Below are 21248 nucleotides of genomic sequence, written 5' to 3' on the forward strand. Positions count from 1 at the left end.
ATAAAGAGTCTGAGCTTTTGCTCAAAATTTGCTAGCTTGTCTTACTTAAATCATTTTGTCGTGTTCCGAAGAACCGACGTTATGACGCTGTTGTTTTGTTTAGTTTTCAAAGATCATTTACTCCGTCGTCTCTCTCAAGGCGACTTTATTATCTTACCAAATCAATTGGTTTGTGTCAACAACTTTTTTCATTTCTTTTTTTCGGTAGAAACGATGTCGTTTGTGACAACGAATATTAATATACCATCGCTAGCATACAAAGGCAATAGGTTTTTTCGATTATTTTCGTTAAATGATAATGTTGTAATAGTCTCATTATTCAGTGCTTGTTTCACGCTCTATTCAACAGCATCCCCTAATCACCAACACTTAACAAAAACGCCACGCTGTCAATAATCAGCGCGGCGTTACTATATGGAATTAGCGGTGTCTCATTTGCGGGAATAACAATACATCTCTAATAGAAGGAGAGTTTGTCAGTAACATTACAAGGCGGTCGATACCGATACCAAGTCCACCTGTTGGCGGCATACCGTATTCTAATGCCTCGATGAAGTCGTGATCCATTTCATGCGCTTCGTCATTACCTTGTTCTTTTTCTTTAAGCTGCGCTTCGAAACGCTCTTTTTGATCGATTGGATCGTTAAGCTCTGTGAAGGCATTTGCATGCTCACGGCCTACAATGAACAATTCAAAACGATCTGTAAAGCGTGGGTCTTCTGCATTCTTCTTGGCTAGTGGAGAAATTTCCACTGGGTGTCCATAAATGAATGTAGGTTGAATAAGCGTCTCTTCTACTTTTTGCTCGAAGAATTCGTTCAAGATATGGCCGAACTGCATATGTTCGGTAATTTGAATGCCGTGTTCTTTTGCATGAGCACGTGCTTCTTCGTCTGTCATCTGTTGCCAGAAGTCTACCCCTGTCGCTTCTTTAACTGCATCTACCATGTGCAGTCGCTTCCACTCAGGTGTCAGATCAATTTCGCTGTCGGCATACTGAACCTTCGTGCTGCCTAACACTTCCTTGGCAATGTGCGCAACAAGGTTCTCTGTCAGGCTCATGATATCCTTATAGTCCGCGTACGCTTCATATAGTTCAATCATGGTGAATTCAGGGTTATGGCGAGTAGATACACCTTCGTTACGGAATACACGGCCGATTTCATAAACTTTCTCTAAGCCGCCGACAATCAGGCGTTTTAGATGAAGCTCAATCGCAATACGCATGTATAACGTCATATCTAATGTGTTGTGATGGGTAATGAACGGACGTGCTGATGCTCCACCAGCGATAGAGTGCATCATTGGCGTTTCAACTTCTAAGTAACCATGGTCGTCTAGGTAACGGCGCATCGCTTGGATGATCTTAGAGCGAGCGATGAACGTTTCTCTGCTCTCTGGGTTTGTTATTAGATCAAGATAGCGTTGACGGTAACGCTGTTCCACATCTTTAAGTCCGTGATACTTCTCAGGCAGTGGGCGCAATGCTTTTGTAAGCAGTTCAAACGAAGTCGCTTTAATAGAAAGCTCGCCTACTTTTGTTTTAAAAACAAAACCTGTTACTCCGACAATGTCGCCGATATCTGCAGAGTTGAAGATTTCGTATGCTTCATCTCCTACTGCATCTTTACGGATGTATAGTTGGATTTGGCCGGTAAGGTCCTGGATATGCGCAAAGCCCGCTTTTCCTTTGCCGCGCTTTGTCATGATGCGACCAGCTAGCGTTACAGCAATTTCCTGCTCGTCCAATTGTTCTTTTTCGATTTCTCCGTATTGGTTAATCAGTTCTTTGGAATCATTTGTGCGCTCAAATCTAGCTCCGAACGGATCTAATCCTTTATCTCGGTGTTTTTGTAATTTTTCTCTCCTAACCATTAACTGGTCATTCAAGTTTAATTCTTCACTCATTTTATTCAACTCCAACTAGTAATTTATCTACTCCATTATGTAGCAGCTTTTCTTTTATCTATCATATAGACTTTCCAACTATAAATAAAGCTAAAACTGCCAGTAGCAACTTACTGGCAGTTCCATCGTGTTTTTGGGGTACAGTGGCCTGGCGTCGTTTAGATCACTTGGGAAGCCAGTGCTTCTTTTTCCTCAGACTCTTCTACAAGGTTATCAAGCAGACTTGCAAGATCCATTCTTGTGTTGCATTCATTAATAGAGTTACGAACTAATGCGTTGCCACGGATGCCTTTTAAGTACCACGCGGCATGTTTGCGCATTTCGCGCACTGCTGTATTTTCCCCTTTAAGGTCAATAAGACGGTCAAGGTGCAGCTTACACACGTCCATTTTTTCACGAACAGATGGTTCCCCGACAAGCTTTCCTGTTTCCAAGTATTGTACCGTACTGTAAATCATCCATGGGTTTCCGAGTGCCGCGCGACCAATCATGACACCGTCCACTCCCGTTTCCTCAAGCATTCTTTTTGCATCTTGAGGAGTTTGAACGTCTCCGTTTCCAATGACAGGAATGTTAACAGATTCTTTTACCTGCTTAATGATGTCCCAGTCTGCGTGTCCCTCATACATTTGGACTCTAGTACGGCCATGGACTGCTACCGCTTGCCCGCCTGCGCGTTCAACGGCACGGGCATTTTCAATCGCAAAGATGTGATCTTCATCCCATCCTGTGCGCATTTTAACCGTGACCGGCTTGTCGACTGCATCTACAACAGCTGCCACCATCTCATAAATTTTGTTTGGATCAAGCAGCCATTTGGCACCTGCGTCACACTTGACGATCTTTGGTACCGGGCATCCCATATTGATATCAATAATGTCTGCTGTCGTGTTTTTGTCCACGAATTTCGCCGCTTCCACAAGCGTATCTTTCTCGCCTCCGAAGATTTGCAAGCTTAGTGGTTTCTCACGCTCATCAATATAAAGCATGCCCATTGTTTTGGCATTTTTATAGAGAATCGCTTTATCACTCACCATTTCGGCACAGACAAGGCCCGCTCCAAATTCCTTAACCGTCAAGCGGAACGCGGCATTACATACTCCTGCCATTGGCGCTAAGACCACTTGGTTTTTCATGGTGATATCGCCGATTTTCAACATCAGTTTTTGACCTCCTCCCTGGTTAGTTCTGGTGGTTCAAGTTCCTTCACCGTGATATTCAGTTCCTTGGCAATCGACTGAACAAGCTCCTCTGAAGGAACGCGGTTTCCCCGTTCAACCTCTCCTAGTACAGAGACTGATATATGAAGATTTTTTGCAAATGATTCCTGGGTATATCCTTTCAGCTTTCGGTAAGCCCGGATACGTCTTCCCCACTTTTCGGCTTCCATACATGTACCCCTTCTCTATCTTGTTGTGCAAGAAGTTCTTTTCTATCTATCTCTATTGGCAGATCATTATTTTCCGCAATCTCCATTAAAGGAACAAAAACAAAAGCTCTTTCCCACATTCTCGGATGAGGGATAATAAGCTCTTCTGTTTCAATATTTTCTTGGTTATACAATAAAATGTCAAGGTCTAAAGTACGCGGACCCCAGCGGACCTCTCTTTTCCTGCCAAAAAAATGCTCGAATCCCTGTAATACCTTTAATAAATCAATAGGAGTCAACTCGGTTTTTACTTTAATTACCATATTTAAAAACTTGTCCTGTTCTGTATAGCCGACAGGATCTGTTTCGTAGATGGATGATTCCTTCTCTAATAGTATCTTGTCATGTTGATGGATTTTGTCCACTGCATCTTGAAGGTACCCGGCACGATTTCCTTGATTGGACCCCAGGGCAATATAGGCTGTATTCATTATGAGCGGCCCCTCGTAATTTCTACAGCGACAGATTCATAGTGTCCGGGAATCGGCGGGTCCGGCTTGATTGCTTTAATAGTACAACTTTTAACCAGTTCAAAGGACGACAGAATTTCCTCTGCTATTCTTTCCGCAACAGTTTCCACCAATTTGTGCGTTTCACCCTCGACTACTTTTTTACATGTATTATATAGATCTGCATAGTTCACCGACTGGGTAAGGTCATCTGTTTTACCTGCTTTGGATAAATCAAGCTCTACCGTCAGATCAATCATAAACCGTTGGCCAAGTTTCGTCTCTTCCGGAAATACGCCATGATAGCCATAGAATTTCATCTGATTCACATAAATTTTATCGATTGGTAAGCCCTCCCTCTAAAAGCATAGCATCCATCATCTTTGCCATACGTGCAATCTCTTTGACATCATGGACACGGACAATGTGACAGCCCTTCTGTATGCCAAGGCACACAGTGGCCCCGGTCCCTTCCATTCTCTCCTCGGCCGGAAGATCTAACACATGGCCGATAAATCTTTTTCTTGATGTACCAAGCAACAGCGGGTAACCAAGTGTATGGAAATGGTCGAGCTTTTGCATCACTTCTATATTGTCTTCAAAAGTTTTGGCAAATCCTATACCTGGGTCCAAGATAATGTTTTTATCTTTCACCCCGGCACGTTTGACCAATGTAATGCTCTCAAACAAATCACTGATCATATCCGGAATCAATTGGTGGTAGTCCCGCTCTTTCCTGTTTTGCATAAGGATGATCGGTACTTGAAGCTCGGCTGCAACAGCGGGCATGTCAGGGTCTCCCTTTGCCCCCCATACGTCATTGATAATGTGGGCACCTGCCTGTACTGCCTGCTTTGCAACTTCCGCCTTATAGGTGTCAATGGAAATAGGCACTTGCACTTCCTTCGAAATAGCCTGTATAACCGGAATGACCCGCTCCAGTTCCTGCTCAAGGCTCACTTTCTCGGCGCCGGGCCTGGTCGATTCCCCGCCAATATCAAGGATGTCCGCACCTTGTTCCACCAGTTCCTTTGCGCGCAGAACTGCCCTTTCCACTTCATTGTATTTCCCGCCATCGGAAAAAGAATCGGGAGTGGCATTTAAGATCCCCATGATTAAGGTTTTTTCACCCAGCGGCAGGTTATATCGTCCACATGTCAGCTTCGTTTGATATAAGTTCGTATTTCCCATTTTTCCAATCTACCTTCTTTACCTGTTGATAGGACATCAATTGTTGTTCGGTACTCTGTTTATACAAATCCTTCAGACAAGTGAGCCACGATGAATTCACCGTAGAAAATACTGTGTCATCCAGTTTAGCAATCTGTATTATTTCCTGGGTGGAATTAGTGATGAACACCTCATCGGCTTTAAAAAGTTCCTTTTGCAGAAACTTCCCTTCCTTTACTTCCAGGTTGATTAGGGAGCATAAATGAAGGATGAACTTTCGCGTCACGCCATTTAAGATCCCCGTCGAAATGCTCGGGGTATAGATTGTGTCCCCTTTTATCCAAAAGATATTAGAGACAAGGCCCTCTGCCACAAACCCTTCCTCTGTAAGAAAGATTCCCTCTACATCCGGCCGGTCTCCTAATTCCCTTTTACCTAGGAGATTATTTAAGTAATGGTGAGACTTTAACCTCGTATCACCTTCAGGAGTATTGCGTCTTCTGTTCAACATTACCGCATTCTTACTCGATGGATTGTGTTCAGGTGCGGGTCTTGTGAACAACAACAAGGACGGGGCCCGGTACATTTCAGTCGGAAGCCCCCAGTTACTGATGCCAGCCGTAACATTCAGCCGGATTACACCGTCCCTTAAACCGTTTTTCTCCAATGCTTCCGATACTAATTCCCGTAGTTGCTCATCTCTATGGTTCCACTCTATATAAACGGACTCTAATCCGTCCTTTAAACGCTTCAGGTGATCGTGAAACAAGTACGGGACACCATTATACGTACGGAATGTTTCAAAAAGCCCCACTCCGTACAGAAAACCATGATCCATGACAGATACATTTGTCTCTTCAATCGCCTGCCAGCTTCCATCCTTATAAACAATCATGTTATACCTTTTTGGATGAGTAGGTGGCAATGAAGTTGCGCAATAGTTCTTTTCCTACTGAAGTCATGATGGATTCCGGGTGAAATTGAACTCCTTCGATTGGCAGCTCCTTATGACGAATGGCCATGATTTCATCTTGATCTGTCCATGCGGTTATCTCAAAGCATTCGGGAAGTGTTTCTTTTTTTACAATCAAAGAATGGTATCTTGTCGCAACAAAAGGGTTTGCTAGTGTTCGGAAAATCGTTTTTCCATCATGATGCATTTCAGACGTCTTTCCATGCATCAATCTTTCAGCCTGTATCACGTCTCCGCCAAAAACTTGGGCAATGGATTGATGTCCAAGGCACACACCAAAAATAGGCTTTTTGCCGGCAAAATGCTTGATTACTTCTAAGCTAATTCCTGCCTCATTCGGTGAACAAGGACCAGGAGATATCATTAAAAATTCAGGGTCGAGCGCTTCGATTTCCTCAATGGTAATTTCGTCATTTCGCTTTACCACTAACTCCTCTCCAAGCTCTCCTAAGTATTGCACCAAATTGTACGTAAATGAATCATAATTATCGATCATTAAGATCATACTCTCACCTCTGCTCGTTTTTTTACCTCTTCTTCACTCAGCTCTTTTGCTTTCCACAGGGCCGCGGCTTTCTTTAAGGACTCCTTATATTCCCGCTTCGGCACAGAATCAATGACCACTCCAGCGCCAGCCTGTACATAGGCCATGCCGTCTTTGGCAATCATCGTCCGGATGGAGATATTAAGTTCCATTTCCCCATCATAGCCAATCCACCCTATGGAACCAGTATATACAGAACGTCTAACCGGCTCAAGTTCTTCTATAATCTCCATCGTCCTCACCTTTGGCGCACCAGTTATCGTACCGCCTGGAAAGGTCGCCTCGATAATATCAGAAATATTCTTTTCCTCTTTTAAAACGCCTTGAACATTGGACACGATATGCATGACATGGGAATACTTTTCAATCGCCATGAATTCATTCACTTCTACCGTACCGTATTCGCAGACCCGGCCCAGGTCGTTCCGCTCAAGATCCACCAGCATGACATGTTCGGCACGCTCTTTCTCATTATCAATTAGCTCTTGTGCAAGCCTTTGGTCCTCTTCATCCGTCATCCCCCTGGATCTTGTACCCGCTATCGGCCTCGTACTTACCACATTACCTTTTTTCTTGACCAAAAGTTCAGGAGAACCGCTGACCAGCTGGAAATCAGGAAATTGCAAATACCCCATATATGGAGAAGGGTTGATCTTTCTCAAGGACGAATAAACTTCCATTGGATGGGTCATAAGTGGTTCTCCCTGCCTGACAGAGAGATTCACTTGAAAGACATCGCCTTGTGCAATATATGCTTGAACCTTTTTCACCGCTTTTATGAAATCCTCTTCTGTAAAAGAGACCTCCCTTTTATCGACCGGTTGTCTCTTTGGCGTGTAAGGATAGATCGCTTCTTCTTCCATCGGCTGTTCCCATTGCTTTTTATATAATTCCAGTCTTGTTTTAGCGGCCTCTTCTTGTCCTTGTGGAGCATGGCTGATCAAATAGAGCACACTCTCTTGCTTGTCATAGACAAACACATCATCAAATAACAAGAAATATAGGTCAGGCAAGGCCAAATCATCCTCCGCGATTTGAGGCAAACGCTCAATGTACCTGACGCAATCATATGTCAGATAGCCGATCGCTCCGCCTGTAAAGTCAGGAAAACCTTGTAGTTTTTGAATAGAACGCTCAGAAATGACCTCTTGTAACAGAGATAATGGATTTCCAGTCCTCTTTTCTTTTTTCCCGTTGAGATAATCGATGTGCAGCTCCTGTCCTTTCCCTTGAATGGAGGCGATTGGATCGAGCCCGATAATATGATATCTCCCCCCACGTCCACTCTCTAATAGGACGTGATACGGCTTGTCCTTCGCAAGTGTTTTATATGTTGCAAACCATTGATTCTCATTTAACGTTAGCTTAATTCCTACAGGCACCTTTTGCATTCTTGCTGTCACGCTCCTAAATTGCATACTACCTTTATATTACATGAAAATTACACTCTGATGCACGATAAAAGAAAAAGGGAAACAGCTCAACATACTGTTCCCCTTAAGATAACCTATTCTTCAAATTGATATAATGGTGTGCTTAAATAGCGTTCCCCGTTACTTGGGATAATGGCTAGCACCTTTTTGCCTTTTCCAAGCTCTTTGGCTACTTGTAAGGCCGCTGAAATAGCAGCTCCGGAAGAGATACCTCCAAGCAACCCTTCTCGTTTAGCAGCAAGTCGTGCATATTCAAACGCTTCTTCGTTTTTCACGGTAATAACTTGGTCGTAGATGTTTGTATCCAAGATAGAAGGAACAAATCCTGCACCGATTCCCTGAATTTTGTGAGGTCCTGGTTTACCACCGGAAAGGACCGGAGAATCTGCCGGCTCCACCGCCACAATCTTAATACCCGGGAATGCTTCCTTTAAGACACCGCCAGCACCTGTAATGGTACCGCCTGTTCCAATTCCGGATACAAAGGCATCCAGCCCGTCGCTAAATTGCTCGACGATCTCTTTTCCTGTCGTATTACGGTGAATCTCAGGGTTTGCCGGATTATTGAACTGCTGAGGCATGAATAAACCTTTTTCCTTTGCCAATTCTTCCGCTTTACGAATCGCTCCGCCCATGCCCTCTGGACCTGGCGTAAGTACTAGTTCTGCTCCATATGCACGCAGGAGGTTCCTTCTCTCCAAGCTCATCGTCTCAGGCATAACGAGAATAGCCTTCAGCCCTTTAGCTGCCGCAATCATTGCAAGCCCTATCCCGGTATTCCCACTAGTAGGCTCAATGATCGTGTCGCCTTCTTTTAATTTACCTTCTTCTATCGCAGCATTCAGCATTGCTAGGGCAATACGATCTTTGACACTGCTGCCCGGATTCATAAATTCAAGCTTCAAATACACATCAGCCATGTCTTCTTCTACAATTCGATTCAGCTTTACGACGGGAGTCTTCCCGACTAACTCATCAATAGAATTTGCTACTCGTACCATTATTTTTCCCCCTGTCTTTAAAACTTAGTGTTTTGGTCGGATTAATCCCATTTAACACCATTAAATCTGAATTGTCAATTTATTTGGTTCGACCTATTGTGCAGAGGGAAGGTTCCACTCCACACCAACCTCATCCCAGAAGATGGACGCGTCTACTGATCCATCCATATGTTCCATCGCAAGGTGTCGACGAATCTGGTCTTTTACTTCTTCAAACGAATACGTGACGCCATCCATTTTTTCGTGCAGGTAAATAATGGCATACTTTTCATCAATAGAAATGGGTTCGCTCCACGTTTTCTCTTTTAAGTTTGCAGCTTCTGTCAAATAGACATTCGGGTAAACTTGCGATTCATGTGTTAAGAATCCAAGATCGCCTCCTTGGTTTGCCGTTAACTCATCCGTTGAAACTTCCATCGCAAGCGATGTGAAATTGGAGCCATCCTCTAATTCTTTTACAACAGCATCTGCCTCATCTTTCGTCTCGACGATAATATGCGAGAGATGAAAAGAGTCCTCAATCGTATAGAGCTGCTTGTTTTCTTCATAATAACTTTGCAATTCAGCTTCTGGTATGTTGACATCCTTTACAAGCAGTTCTTCAAGCAATAAACTAGAACGTATTTGTTCCTTCACCAGCTCTTCAGAGGTATTCGTATGCAAAGGAGAACGGCTGTACATCGTTTTGATCATTTTCCATTCTCTGTCGACAGACTGTTCCGAAACCATTACCTTATATTTCTTGGCTATTTGTTTGACCACTTCATTATTAACCATTTTCGTGAGCATTTCCTGCCCATACATACCTTCTAGTTCCTCTAGCATATCTTTTCTCGTAATGACCGTATCCCCTACCGTTGCGACGATATTTGCCTGACCGTTAACAAATGCACTTGCATCAGATGCCTCTCTTAAAGAGAAAGCCTGCTTTACCACTAAAGCTAGAGTGAGGCAATTGATAATCACGAGGCCAAAGATGATATTCCATACCCACTTTTGTTTTAATCTCCGCTTTTCGTTCATATGTGCCCCCTAGCCTTTTACTTGCTCCCTCATTGCCTCTAATTCCTCTTTACTGAAAAGATATTTGGCATTACAGAAGTGACAGTGCGTTTCTGCTTGACCGTCTTCTTCGATAATTTCTGTGATATCTTTTTCCCCCAAAGAAATGATCGCTTGTTCAAAGCGCTCTTTTGAACATGTACATTTGAACTCTATCGGCATAGTTTCGAGAACCTTAACATTGCCTTCTCCAAGGATTTCTGTCAAAAGTTCCTCTGGCGTTAAGCCTCTTTCAATCAACTTAGAAACAGGTGTCATATTATTGATTTTCTCTTCAATCAATGTGACCGTCTCTTCTGACGTACCTGGTAAGAGTTGAATGATGAAACCTCCTGCTGCAAGAATTGTGTTATCAGGGTTAACAAGTACACCCACCCCGACTGCAGAAGGCACCTGCTCGGAAGAAACAAGATAATAAGTGAAGTCCTCCCCAAGTTCTCCTGAGATCAATTCTGTTTGACCGGAAAAATGCTCTCTTAGCCCAAGGTCCTTTACTACAGAAAGTGTTCCGTTTGTTCCGACCGCACGCGCTACATCAAGTTTACCATGCTGATTCAAATCAAAGTGGGTTTGAGGGTTGGTAACATAGCCTCGAACTTGTCCCTTTGCATTGCTGTCGACTAAGATTACCCCAATTGGACCTCCGCCATCTATTTTTACGGTAAGTTTATTTTCACCCTTTAACATCGCACCCATCATGACGGATGCAGTCATTGCACGACCAAGGGCAGCAGATGCTGTTGGCCATGTATGATGGCGTTGTTGAGCCTCTCCTACTGTTTCGGTTGTTCTAATTCCATATGCACGTACTTGGCCTTCAAAAGCCAAGGCTTTTACAAGATAGTCTGACATGTTAGTTAGCTCCTTTCGTGTTTCAATCTTCTTTAGTATTTTTCATATAAATTAAATGCAATCCTTTTAACGTTAAAAATGGATCCACAATATCAATGACATCTGACTCATTGCCGATAAGGGAAGCAAGACCACCAGTTGCAATGACTTTCGGTGTGACATCACTTTGCCTCTTCATACGATTTACGATACCCTCAACCTGCCCAACATAGCCAAAAAGAATGCCCGCTTGCATCGCACTTACAGTGTTTTTGCCAATTACTCCATCTGGTCTGGCAATTTCAATTCTTGGAAGCTTGGATGCACGTGAGTAAAGCGCTTCTGTCGAAATGCTTATTCCAGGTGCAATTGCGCCACCCATATATTGCTTGTCCTCGTTTATGTAGCAATAGGTAGTTGCAGTCCCGAAGTCAACAATTACTAATGGGCTTCCGTAAAGATGTATCCCAGCCACCGCATTGACGATTCTGTCGGCTCCTACTTCTCTTGGGTTTTCATATTTTATGTTTAATCCTGTTTTGATTCCTGGTCCGACGATCAGTGGTTTTAGATGAAAGTATTTTTGGCACATTCTTTCAAGGGAGAACATGATTGGCGGAACTACGGAAGAAATGATGATTCCTTCAAAGTCTTTAAAGCTTAAGCCTACATGTTCAAGAAGGGATTTGAAGATCATCCCGAATTCATCTTCTGTTTTGTTGCGGCTTGTTTCGACACGCCAGTGATGTTTTAGTTCTTCTCCGTCATATACACCGATTACGGTGTTGGTATTTCCGACATCTAATACAAATAACATTTATATCCCCACCATGCTTTAAAATTAGTTTCATTATACTATATGGTAACCTAACTGACTCAATAGAAATAATTATTCCTTGGGAAATCATGATTCGACAAGATTCTGGTAAAAAAACTTAACTCCTGTTTCCTTTCGTTCCGGGGTTCGCTTATCCAAAGTGAGTGCGCTTGCTCACTTCTTGAACCTCTTTGAACGCCGCTGTTGATTTCCGCAAATGGCTTCGCTTTCCGCGGGGCGACCTTGAGCCTCCTCACTTCGTTGCGGGGTCTCAACAATGTCGCTTCTCCCCCTCAGGAGTCTTCGCCTTTTGCTCCAATCAACAGCTAGAAACTACAGTCTCATCCCTGCACTTCAGTCAACAGGGGATATTCCTATTTACGCTTAACATCACATAAAAAAGGTGCCTGAATTTTACTCCAGGCACCTTTTATTTATTCGGGTTTGTTTTGGTCGGTAGATTCAGTTTTGATGTCATCTTTCTTAGAGTTGATGTTCACTTTCACATCATCGCCACCGTCAGCTTTTACAGGAAGTTCTGGAAGCTTCCCTTTGTCATATAGGTGTCTGATTTGATCTGCATCAAGTGTTTCAACTTCTAATAGAGTTTGTGCTACAAGCTCTAGCTTATCACGGTTTTCCGTAAGAATCTGCTTGGCTCTTTCATAACACTCTTTGATGAAACGTTGAATCTCCATGTCAATTTGGTGTGCAATGGCATCACTGTAGTTTTGCTCATTTTGGATATCACGACCAAGGAAGACTTGCCCTCCTGAAGCCTGACCAAATTGCAATGGCCCAAGTTTTTCACTCATTCCGTATTCAGTAACCATTTTACGCGCTATTCCTGTTGCACGTTGGAAGTCATTATGGGCACCAGTACTTGCTTCGCCAAATGTGATTTCCTCTGCAACACGACCACCCAATAGACCTGTGATCTTATCCAATAGCTCTGGTTTTGTCATAAAGTAACGGTCTTCTTTTGGAAGCATAACTGCATAACCGCCAGCCTGCCCGCGAGGTACGATCGTAACTTTATGTACCGTATCAGCTTCATCCAATACCACACCAATAATGGTATGGCCTGCTTCATGGTATGCAACGATATTGCGCTCTTTTTGGGAAATTACCCTGCTCTTTTTGGCAGGTCCCGCGATTACCCTGTCGATTGCCTCATCAATATCCAACATATCAATATGCTTCTTGTCTTGTCTCGCAGCCACAAGTGCAGCTTCATTCAACAAGTTTTCAAGGTCTGCCCCAGAGAACCCAGGGGTACGCATCGCGATTGTCTTCATATTGATGCTGTCATCGATAGGTTTATTTCTTGCATGGACTTTCAGTACCGCTTCACGACCTTTCAAGTCGGGGCGATCTACCGTGATTTGACGGTCAAAACGACCAGGTCTCAATAATGCAGGGTCAAGAATATCCGGTCTGTTCGTTGCTGCAACGATGATGATACCTTCGTTCGCTCCGAAACCATCCATTTCAACAAGTAATTGGTTTAATGTCTGTTCACGCTCATCATGACCTCCACCTAGGCCTGCGCCACGTTGGCGACCTACTGCATCAATCTCATCGATGAAAATGATACATGGAGCGTTCTTTTTTGCATTTTCAAAAAGGTCACGTACACGGGATGCACCGACCCCAACGAACATTTCCACAAAATCAGAACCACTGATAGAGAAGAACGGAACACCAGCTTCTCCAGCAACTGCTCTTGCAAGTAATGTTTTACCTGTACCAGGAGGTCCAACTAGCAGAACCCCTTTAGGGATACGTGCACCAAGCTCAGAGAATTTACGTGGATCCTTTAAGAATTCCACAACCTCGACAAGCTCTTGTTTTTCCTCATCTGCACCGGCAACATCTTTGAATTTAACCTTTTTCTTCTCTTCGCTATATAGCTTCGCCTTACTTTTACCAAAGTTCATGACACGACTTCCGCCGCCCTGCGCTTGATTAAGTAAGAAGAAGAATAAGATAAAGATAATGACAAAAGGAATAATTGAAGTAAAGAAGGTTACCCAACCACTCGTTTCTTCCGCAGGGTCAACTGTCATTTCAATCTTCTGCTCTTGCGCGATGGATTCTACACGTTCCAAGGCACTTGCGCTATTAGGAAATACTGATACAAAAGTCTCTCCTTCTTTAGCGCCTTCCAACTTACCGCGTGCTTCATACACCGAACGCGTTGGTTGGATGGTGAATTCCTTCACCTTATTTTCTTCAAGATTCTGGATGAATGTATTATAGGTGATCGGTTTTTCGCTCGTGTTAGGGCTATTGAAAAAGCTCACAACACCAATGACCACTAAAAATATTAATAAATAAAAGATGGTATTACGAAATATTCTGTTCATCCCTTACCTCCTCCCACGATAGCCAAACTAAACCAATAGTAACATAGTAAATTAATCCAATTCAAGGAATCTGTATTGGGATAGCTTATTCTTCTACGTTAGAATAAATTTCAGGTTTCAATACTCCGATATAAGGAAGGTTACGATATTTTTCAGCAAAATCTAGGCCATATCCTACTACAAACTCATCTGGTACGATGAACCCTACATAGTCAGCTGTAATATCAGCTTTTCTTCCACTTGGTTTATCAAGAAGTGTAACAATCTTGATGGATTTCGCTTTACGGTAGCGGAATAGTTCCACTAGGTAGCTTAGCGTCAAGCCACTGTCGATGATGTCTTCAATAATAAGGATGTCTCTTCCTTCTACTGAAGTATCCAAGTCTTTTAGGATTTTCACTTCACCAGAGGAAACAGTGGAGTTTCCGTAGCTTGAAACGTCCATGAAATCCATTTCTAAATATGTATCCATACGTTTGATAAGGTCACCCATGAAAGGCATTGCGCCTTTTAACACGCCGATTGCCAAAGGAAAACGATCACTGTAGTCCTCTGTTAATTGTGCACCTAATTCTCTAACCTTTACTTGAAGTTCTTCTTCACTAAAGAGTACTTTTTCGATATCTTTGTTCATTTCTTTGTTGCCTCCCAAACTTTTTGACTCGTCTTGCAAGTTAATACTAAAACAGGACCCATCGTTTCCTCTGTCGCTTCAAAAGTGGAACGTTTAAGCATGGGCATCCACAAAATCTCATTGTTGGCATCGACGATTAAAGGCCATGTATCTCGATTGTGCAGAGGTATTTTACCTTCAATAAAAATGCTTTTGATTTTTTTGGAGCCGTTTGTCCCCTTCAGCTTGATTCGATCCCCGTCATTACGGGTTCTCGCATATAGTGGAAGGACGACCTTCGATAAATCAATCACCGCTTGATTTTTTTTGACATCCCGTGGTTTATCTTGTGTCCAAATCTCGCTGGTGATCATAAAATCGGTTGGCAGCTTTACATTACCAGGGACTTCAAGCATACGCTTGTAGGCTTTATCACATTCATCCTTATTAAATGTCAATGTGCATTCATTATAGGATTTGATAACCTGTAAGCCATTTGGGAAATGCAGCCTTCCAGAAGGGTGTTCACTTTCCAATAAGGATAATAAATTATCAATATGTATAGAGGAAAGAGATGGAGGAATTTCATTATTATAGAGATAGTTTAATATTAGTTGAATCCCACGCCTTTGTAAAGGTTTAGCCATGAAAAGCAAAGGTTTTCTGTCCAATACCACCCTATCGTTCTCTTTACGCTTAATAACGTCAATCCATTCCTTTTCCATTAATGCCCCTATGTATTGTTCACTTTCTTGTACCTGCTCGCTGAAAGCTTGGAACCTCTGATGAAGTCCGGGAAATTCCTCTTTCAAGATTGGCAAGATATGATGCCGAAGTCTGTTTCTTCTGTAAGCGTCCTTGTCATTGCTTGGATCATGCCTGAATGGAACTTCATGCGATGTTAAATATTCCATAATCTCAGATTTGGAGACAGTGAGGAATGGCCGTACAATTACTCCATCACCAAAAGTCCGTTTAGGAAGAATGCCCGCATATCCAGTCATCGATGACCCTCTTCCAAGTCTCATCAGAATGGTTTCCACCTGATCGTCAGCATGATGACCGAGCGCCAGAACGTCCGCGCCGTATTTCTTCATCACTTTTTCATAAAAACCATAACGGCATTCTCTTGCTGCAACTTGCACGGTGAGTTTTTTCTCGTTTTGATAGGCAGACACATCTATTTGTTCTGCTTCAAAGAGAAGACGTCTTTCCTTACATTGCTGCTTTACAAACTTCATATCCTCTTCGGATTCCGCCCCTCGGAACATATGATCGACATGGGCCACTACTAACTTCAAGCGTTTTGTTTCTTTAATAGAATCCAAATAATGAAGCAAACCCATAGAATCTGCTCCGCCGCTTACACCAACCACCACAGTCGAGTTGGCTGGCAGCAGGTCATATTTACCTATGAATGTCGAGACAGTTTCCCACATAATAGTGTACCCATTCCTTTAATCTACGCGTATAATTTCTATTTTATCCTACCATTTGACTTCTTCTCCTGCAAAAATAGATGCTTATCCAAAAACATCCATACTGCTTTATACCCCCAAACCCATCCTCGAAACGCTTATACCTACATTACCTGACCATATAAATAGAAGAAATATGCAAACAGTATGACTGATAAAAGCACGGCAGTTTCCATCCATCCTTTACTTGTTGCTTTCTTTGGAACAGGCTGACTTTGTGAGCTGCCAGTATTTCTAGCCGCTCGACTCGTACTAGCAGCAGGCCCTTGCTTGGCCTTGTTGCTTACCGGTCGTTGCGCCGTCCCCTTTGGAGTAGGGGTTGGGTTTCGCTTACTCATGACCGCGAGCATCCCTGTTTTCATTTCGTGTGCAGAGGAATATTCACCGGCTAACGCTCTCAACAGGACCACTTTATACCTTTTCAGCCAAGCATCTTTATCAATCTGCTCTTCAAGTTGCTTGCGCCCTCCCTCTCCGTTCTTTTGGAACTGTTTCGGGAAACAGATATGAATCATGATCATCGCCACAGCAAAAAGGTCGTAAGTAGCTTCTGCCTTTCTAGAACCCAGTCCCCAATAACCCCGATCAAAAAACTCCGTGAACTCTTTAATGGCCCGGCCATGCTGAGTTGTGCCACCTACATCGATAAGACGTACTTTCGGAGGGGTTGCCGTTACAATGAGATTATCTGGTTTGAGATCTCCAAACACCCAACCTTCTTGATGAAGGGTTTCAAGATCTGTGAGCAATTGCAAGGTTAATATACCAGCCCACTCCATGCCCCTTTTTTGGACAAATGATAAAAGAGGTTCACCTTCTAGGTATTCCATTACATAAAAAGAAAAAGACTGTTTCCCGCCTAGGTTTGGTCTCTCCCAATCATCTACATCTAACAAAGAAGGCCCCAGGGAGAACCCTCGGACCTTCGAAAAATGACGCAGGACGTTAACCTCAGAAGTGATGGACATGCTGTTTTCACTTATTTTTAATGCAGCTAATCCCTTTGAACTCCTAGTTAGATATACATACCCCGTCGCACCGTACCCGAGTGTTCTGACAATGGTGTATCTCTCTTTATGCCATTTTCCGATAATGGTCGTCCCTTGAGGCAGGTTACCTACCGGATTCTTCATAGTATTGTTCATCATCGGAAATCAAGCTCCTCAGGTTACGTGTTTCTTTAAAATAAGGAATGGCTTCTTGAATGGCAGGACCTGTTGGCGTGATCCCGCCTGTCGATAGTTTTGGAAAAATACTGGACAGCGATTCCAACTTCGGTGTCCAATCTAAGATCTTCTCCACTTCTTGGCGTTTTCCCGGGAAAACAAAGGCTGAAAACTGGTTATCACCAATTCTTGCATTCAAGCTAAGTGCCAAATCCAACAGTGCTTCCTTGACGGTTGGAAGCTTGGATTTCATGCTAGCACTAGTATCAACAAGAATCAGCACCTGCAGGGAAACCGTTTCACCCAGTTCATCTACGACTTCCATCACTTCCCCCCGTTTCTCAGGCGGAAGGTCCTCCATGGAAGTTTCTGAACCCAATATTTGTTGAAGTTCCTTATTAATAACCCCCTGTAAAGTTTGGGTCATCGCTTTTCTGGTCACCATCTGGACTGTCTGAGATAAGTTCTTGGCATACACAATTTGACTGACGCCGCCACCAGACATTGCGATCCCCTCTATCTCTTGCATTCCTCTTTCATCTATCGTATCCTCATCCATCACCCCAATAACATTTACTGTAATACCCTGCTCCTTCGCAAGGGCTGCCATGGCAATTGGGTCGTCCCCTGAATTTGAGCATCCATCTGTAATCAATAAAATTTGTTTTAACGTTCCTTTATACACGTTTCGTCCCCTCCTAATGCGTATAATTTACATTAGCCATCATGGACGAAACGGACTTAATTTATACCTTTTGTACGCAATTTACCTTCTAAGATGTATTCACCCCAAGCACTTCCTTTTTACTCAGTAATGATAGGGCAAACTTGAACTCTGCTAGTAGATAGATTGGCAGTTTAGAGAGTTGCCCTATTCGTTCCTTCCCGGACGATGCTTTATTCGGCATAGTAGCTGTAATCTTTTCTTTTCCATCCTCGTTTGTTGCTTTCATTCTGGATAAAAGACTAATCTCTTGATCCTTCACATGTCGGGCGATCACCGCCGGCGTGTTCATTGTTCTTTTCATCACAGTTCCGGCATTACCTAACTCGTTGGCCGTTCTACCCAGCATGATCTCCGCACTACTTACAAGTTTCAGAACTTGTCTCCCCAGCATATTCTTAGGACTGCCGGACACCACTTCAACATTTTTACTCTCCATTACCTCCACGATCTCACGACGGCCACCCATTTCTCTCACAAGACCCGTTACCATTTTAGATAAAGTTTTCAACATTTAAAGCGCCTCCTTCATTCCTTGGTTTTTGGATAAATAGTTATAGGCAGGAATGGCTGCCCATTTCGGAATATTCCTTTCTATTTTTGCTACCACAACCGTCATATCGTCCTGGATCTGACCAGATCTTGTCCGAATGACCTCCTCCATAATGATATCTGCCATTTCTTGCGGGTCGTCCGTTCTGATTTCGGATACTTTTCGCTTCATCCATAAATCATAGTTTTCTACATGTTTCGGGCCTTCAAAAATTCCGTCGCTCATCATAATGAGCAGATCACCAGCTTTCAACTGGGAACTCACGACGTCCACATCGAATTCTTGAATAATCCCCATTGGTAGATTACTTGCTTCAATTTTGATTACTTTATCTCCCCTCTTCACAAAACTTGGAGTCGAACCAACTTTCAAAAACTTAGCAGAAGCATCTTGAAGGTCAATCATTGCTAGATCGAGCGTAGTAAAAATCTCATCAGTCGTCCTTAATGATAGGACCGAGTTTACCGATTTGATTGCTACTTTTTCTTTGATTCCAGACTGTAGAATCTCTTGAAGCAACTTTAATGTTTCTTTGCTTTCATAGTGCGCGCGCTCGCCATTTCCCATCCCGTCACTAATGGCAATGGCGTATTTTCCATGTCCTAACTCTATCGTGGAATAGCTATCCCCTGATATCAGTCCTCCTCCTTTTGCGGCATGCGCCACGCCTGTGTCGACTACAAACGCTTTTGCAGAGCCGAATGATACATGACAGTATCCATTGTTATCCGCATTACACTCTTCTTTTTTAACGATAATATTCTCTCGCAATATATCTGAAAGCATCGGAGCGATGAGTTTTTCACACTCACCCCGCCCTTCGCAGTATGGAACGGTCATTTCAATATCCACATTCCCCTGCTCGACGCTGTAAATTTCGACTTGTTCAATTTCTATCCCGAATGCTTGGAGGGCATCTAATATCTGATCTTCCTGAACATAATGATTCTCCCTCTCTCGCTGAATCTCCCTTGCAAAATCCTCCATCACTTGTGAAACTCCCATCAATTGGTCCGCTACCAACCTCCTACTCTCCATTAATTGTTTTTTCAGCTTCTCACTCGCGTGGAACTGGGCCAGCTCGTTTTTGATTACGGTTTTTACTTTCTCTGCTTTGACGCAATGGCGATCCCACTCCTTTTGCAGTTTGACATTGAGACTGATGGTTCCTTCTTCTGTATCTTCCATTAAGTGAGTCATATAATCATAGGTTTTCTGGAAATTCTGTGTCCAACACTGCTCTTTTTTAAAGCAATTTTGACACGTCTTCTCTGTAACATTACTCAAAAAGAGATCCACTTCTTTTTCAGAATCAGGATGTTCAAATTGAAATTTTGAAAAACTGTTGGATAGCGCTTGGAAAACGTGTGAAAATTGTTCCACCCTATTCGCAGTTACATCACGGATCTTACGCATGTACTGCTGTTGCTCTGCTGTATGTTCGGCTGTGCCAGGAATGGATTTAGCTAGGTTCGCAATAGCTCTTTGCGGGGTGAGCAGAAAGAGCGCAACAGCAACCATAGACTCCATGATGGTAGGAACAAGCAGCGTCATCCCCTCCCCATAAATGCCAATTAGTAATGTGCCTAGAAGCAGTCCCACCGATACACCAAGCTTGTTTCCTTCCCGTAACAGCCCTCCTAACAAACCGGCAAAAGCCAGCAGACTCATCTGATATAGGTTCGATACAGTTGCGAGACTTAAAATGAGACCCGTCACCACCCCTACCGTCGATCCAATAGTGGCCCCGGCAACAAAAGCAAAGATTAATACAAGATAACGCGATAATATATGCTCAACAGATAGATCATAGGCTGTCCAACCAATGGTCCCTGTCAAAACCGAAGCGAACAAAATAATGAGACATATAATTTCCTCTGTTTTAAACGCCTGTCTCTTTTTCCTCATGGTGATGAGCGGCAGGCTCTGGAAGAAGATGAGTGTGAGGATAAATCCAAGTCCTGCCTCCACTCCGATCATCAGCCAATCATACGTCACAATTCCTGTTGTAAAATAAATCATCGTTGTCTTCGAGAAAAAGGCCGAGATGAAGACCAGGAACGGCATTGCCTTTAGAGGCTCCATCTTTAATGCTTGTGCCCCTTTAAAAAGGAGAACAAATAATATCATCCCCCCAAGCACATACACGGCGGTCATTGCTGAGATGGTAGCCGACCCAACCATTAAGGCAATCAATGTGAGCCCAGCCCGTTTCTTTTTCAAAAAATACACTGCTGCGAAAAATGGTAACGCAAACGGTGTGATTTCATTAAGGATCAGGGCTCGTCCGAGTAAGAACCCGATAAAGACTAAAAGAAATCCTTGGTGAAATAGAATGGTCGAAAGTTTCGTTTTCGTCGTATGGATCGACTTCATAAATGATTTTCGGATTTTACCAAACTGAAGATTGGAAACCGGTTCCCCCAAATCTCTTTCTAGTCCCTGCATGATATCCACTCCCATATTTTATCTATTGGGGTCATTATACAAGCTCAAAAGGAAAAGATTTGTCAAAAGAACCGTCAGGAACCAAAGAAGTGTTCGACGGATTACAAGGAAAAGAGGGAAAAGCTGTCATGAAATCATCGCATTTGCTAATGCCCCTCATCAGTTTTTGTAAATTCTCTAGGTAATTGCTAGGATAATGTTCTAATAATTCTTACATTTTTAAAACGTATTGACATATGCATGATAAGTTAGTATGATAATTCTTGTGTCTTGTGAGAGA

At 43.1% G+C, this 21248-nt stretch carries 20 protein-coding genes; all 20 read right to left on the reverse strand.

All coding sequences use genetic code 11. From position 1 onward, the window contains the following. Window positions 1-420 precede the first annotated feature (420 nt). The 20 genes from lysS to spoIIE all read right to left on the reverse strand — a co-directional run bounded on the left by lysS (window position 421) and on the right by spoIIE (window position 20968). Entirely contained in the window at window positions 421-1908 is a 1488-nt protein-coding gene (gene lysS / locus LC091_RS19450; RefSeq protein WP_226683700.1) for a lysine--tRNA ligase, read from the reverse strand. Between the two features lie 158 nt (window positions 1909-2066). Then, window positions 2067-3068 (reverse strand): tRNA dihydrouridine synthase DusB, encoded by a 1002-nt coding sequence (dusB, locus tag LC091_RS19455; RefSeq protein WP_226683701.1) that lies wholly within the window; start codon window positions 3066-3068, stop codon window positions 2067-2069. After that, on the reverse strand, window positions 3068-3298 hold the full coding sequence (locus LC091_RS19460; RefSeq protein WP_226683702.1) for a helix-turn-helix domain-containing protein: 231 nt from the start codon (window positions 3296-3298) through the stop codon (window positions 3068-3070). The genes dusB and LC091_RS19460 overlap by 1 nt, the downstream gene beginning before the upstream one ends. Then, a complete protein-coding gene (folK, locus tag LC091_RS19465; protein WP_226683739.1) occupies window positions 3250-3771 on the reverse strand; it encodes a 2-amino-4-hydroxy-6-hydroxymethyldihydropteridine diphosphokinase in 522 nt (173 codons plus the stop codon). Before folK ends, LC091_RS19460 begins: the two co-directional genes overlap by 49 nt. Then, window positions 3768-4130, reverse strand: a complete 363-nt coding sequence (folB, locus tag LC091_RS19470) for a dihydroneopterin aldolase (RefSeq protein WP_226683740.1) — start codon at window positions 4128-4130, stop codon at window positions 3768-3770. Before folB ends, folK begins: the two co-directional genes overlap by 4 nt. Then, window positions 4123-4977: a dihydropteroate synthase gene (gene folP, locus LC091_RS19475; protein ID WP_226683703.1), complete on the reverse strand. Its 855-nt coding sequence runs from the start codon at window positions 4975-4977 to the stop codon at window positions 4123-4125. The genes folB and folP overlap by 8 nt, the downstream gene beginning before the upstream one ends. After that, a complete protein-coding gene (gene pabC, locus LC091_RS19480; RefSeq protein ID WP_226683704.1) occupies window positions 4928-5851 on the reverse strand; it encodes an aminodeoxychorismate lyase in 924 nt (307 codons plus the stop codon). Before pabC ends, folP begins: the two co-directional genes overlap by 50 nt. 1 nt (window position 5852) lies before the next feature. Beyond that, on the reverse strand, window positions 5853-6434 hold the full coding sequence (gene pabA, locus LC091_RS19485; protein WP_226683705.1) for an aminodeoxychorismate/anthranilate synthase component II: 582 nt from the start codon (window positions 6432-6434) through the stop codon (window positions 5853-5855). Beyond that, complete coding sequence (locus tag LC091_RS19490; RefSeq protein WP_226683741.1) at window positions 6431-7864, reverse strand: anthranilate synthase component I family protein; 1434 nt, start codon at window positions 7862-7864, stop codon at window positions 6431-6433. Before LC091_RS19490 ends, pabA begins: the two co-directional genes overlap by 4 nt. A gap of 116 nt (window positions 7865-7980) precedes the next feature. After that, entirely contained in the window at window positions 7981-8907 is a 927-nt protein-coding gene (cysK, locus tag LC091_RS19495; RefSeq protein WP_226683706.1) for a cysteine synthase A, read from the reverse strand. A gap of 93 nt (window positions 8908-9000) precedes the next feature. After that, window positions 9001-9930 carry a peptidyl-prolyl cis-trans isomerase gene (locus LC091_RS19500; protein ID WP_226683707.1) on the reverse strand — a complete coding sequence of 310 codons (930 nt, stop codon included), beginning with the start codon at window positions 9928-9930 and terminating at the stop codon, window positions 9001-9003. A gap of 9 nt (window positions 9931-9939) precedes the next feature. Beyond that, window positions 9940-10821, reverse strand: a complete 882-nt coding sequence (gene hslO, locus LC091_RS19505; protein ID WP_226683708.1) for an Hsp33 family molecular chaperone HslO — start codon at window positions 10819-10821, stop codon at window positions 9940-9942. Window positions 10822-10843: 22 nt separating this feature from the next. After that, window positions 10844-11617 carry a type III pantothenate kinase gene (locus tag LC091_RS19510; protein WP_226683709.1) on the reverse strand — a complete coding sequence of 258 codons (774 nt, stop codon included), beginning with the start codon at window positions 11615-11617 and terminating at the stop codon, window positions 10844-10846. A gap of 434 nt (window positions 11618-12051) precedes the next feature. Beyond that, on the reverse strand, window positions 12052-13986 hold the full coding sequence (gene ftsH, locus LC091_RS19515; RefSeq protein WP_226683710.1) for an ATP-dependent zinc metalloprotease FtsH: 1935 nt from the start codon (window positions 13984-13986) through the stop codon (window positions 12052-12054). 85 nt (window positions 13987-14071) lie between these two features. Further along, window positions 14072-14620: a hypoxanthine phosphoribosyltransferase gene (hpt, locus tag LC091_RS19520; protein WP_226683711.1), complete on the reverse strand. Its 549-nt coding sequence runs from the start codon at window positions 14618-14620 to the stop codon at window positions 14072-14074. Beyond that, the gene (gene tilS / locus LC091_RS19525) at window positions 14617-16038 is read right to left on the reverse strand and encodes a tRNA lysidine(34) synthetase TilS (protein WP_226683712.1); all 1422 of its coding nucleotides are present in this window, start codon (window positions 16036-16038) and stop codon (window positions 14617-14619) included. The genes hpt and tilS overlap by 4 nt, the downstream gene beginning before the upstream one ends. Window positions 16039-16181: 143 nt before the next feature. Beyond that, window positions 16182-17225 (reverse strand): serine/threonine-protein kinase, encoded by a 1044-nt coding sequence (locus LC091_RS19530; RefSeq protein WP_226683713.1) that lies wholly within the window; start codon window positions 17223-17225, stop codon window positions 16182-16184. Beyond that, the gene (locus LC091_RS19535; protein WP_168865998.1) at window positions 17191-17928 is read right to left on the reverse strand and encodes a VWA domain-containing protein; all 738 of its coding nucleotides are present in this window, start codon (window positions 17926-17928) and stop codon (window positions 17191-17193) included. The genes LC091_RS19530 and LC091_RS19535 overlap by 35 nt, the downstream gene beginning before the upstream one ends. An 88-nt stretch (window positions 17929-18016) precedes the next feature. Beyond that, window positions 18017-18481, reverse strand: coding sequence for a hypothetical protein (locus LC091_RS19540; protein WP_226683714.1), 465 nt, complete (start codon window positions 18479-18481; stop codon window positions 18017-18019). After that, window positions 18482-20968 (reverse strand): stage II sporulation protein E, encoded by a 2487-nt coding sequence (gene spoIIE, locus LC091_RS19545; RefSeq protein WP_226683742.1) that lies wholly within the window; start codon window positions 20966-20968, stop codon window positions 18482-18484. Window positions 20969-21248: the final 280 nt, after the last annotated feature.

It is taken from the genome of Sutcliffiella horikoshii (assembly GCF_020524325.1).
GTDB classification, from domain to species: domain Bacteria; phylum Bacillota; class Bacilli; order Bacillales; family Bacillaceae_I; genus Sutcliffiella_A; species Sutcliffiella_A horikoshii_D.

Bases quoted from the DNA above. Each gene is read 5' to 3' on its own strand.
- lysS (WP_226683700.1), bottom strand. From the start codon at position 1,908: ATGAGTGAAGAATTAAACTTGAATGACCAGTTAATGGTTAGGAGAGAA.
- dusB (WP_226683701.1), bottom strand. From the start codon at position 3,068: ATGTTGAAAATCGGCGATATCACCATGAAAAACCAAGTGGTCTTAGCG.
- LC091_RS19460 (WP_226683702.1), bottom strand. From the start codon at position 3,298: ATGGAAGCCGAAAAGTGGGGAAGACGTATCCGGGCTTACCGAAAGCTG.
- folP (WP_226683703.1), bottom strand. From the start codon at position 4,977: ATGGGAAATACGAACTTATATCAAACGAAGCTGACATGTGGACGATAT.
- pabC (WP_226683704.1), bottom strand. From the start codon at position 5,851: ATGATTGTTTATAAGGATGGAAGCTGGCAGGCGATTGAAGAGACAAAT.
- pabA (WP_226683705.1), bottom strand. From the start codon at position 6,434: ATGATCTTAATGATCGATAATTATGATTCATTTACGTACAATTTGGTG.
- LC091_RS19490 (WP_226683741.1), bottom strand. From the start codon at position 7,864: ATGCAAAAGGTGCCTGTAGGAATTAAGCTAACGTTAAATGAGAATCAA.
- cysK (WP_226683706.1), bottom strand. From the start codon at position 8,907: ATGGTACGAGTAGCAAATTCTATTGATGAGTTAGTCGGGAAGACTCCC.
- LC091_RS19500 (WP_226683707.1), bottom strand. From the start codon at position 9,930: ATGAACGAAAAGCGGAGATTAAAACAAAAGTGGGTATGGAATATCATC.
- hslO (WP_226683708.1), bottom strand. From the start codon at position 10,821: ATGTCAGACTATCTTGTAAAAGCCTTGGCTTTTGAAGGCCAAGTACGT.
- LC091_RS19510 (WP_226683709.1), bottom strand. From the start codon at position 11,617: ATGTTATTTGTATTAGATGTCGGAAATACCAACACCGTAATCGGTGTA.
- ftsH (WP_226683710.1), bottom strand. From the start codon at position 13,986: ATGAACAGAATATTTCGTAATACCATCTTTTATTTATTAATATTTTTA.
- hpt (WP_226683711.1), bottom strand. From the start codon at position 14,620: ATGAACAAAGATATCGAAAAAGTACTCTTTAGTGAAGAAGAACTTCAA.
- tilS (WP_226683712.1), bottom strand. From the start codon at position 16,038: ATGTGGGAAACTGTCTCGACATTCATAGGTAAATATGACCTGCTGCCA.
- LC091_RS19530 (WP_226683713.1), bottom strand. From the start codon at position 17,225: ATGATGAACAATACTATGAAGAATCCGGTAGGTAACCTGCCTCAAGGG.
- LC091_RS19540 (WP_226683714.1), bottom strand. From the start codon at position 18,481: ATGTTGAAAACTTTATCTAAAATGGTAACGGGTCTTGTGAGAGAAATG.
- spoIIE (WP_226683742.1), bottom strand. From the start codon at position 20,968: ATGCAGGGACTAGAAAGAGATTTGGGGGAACCGGTTTCCAATCTTCAG.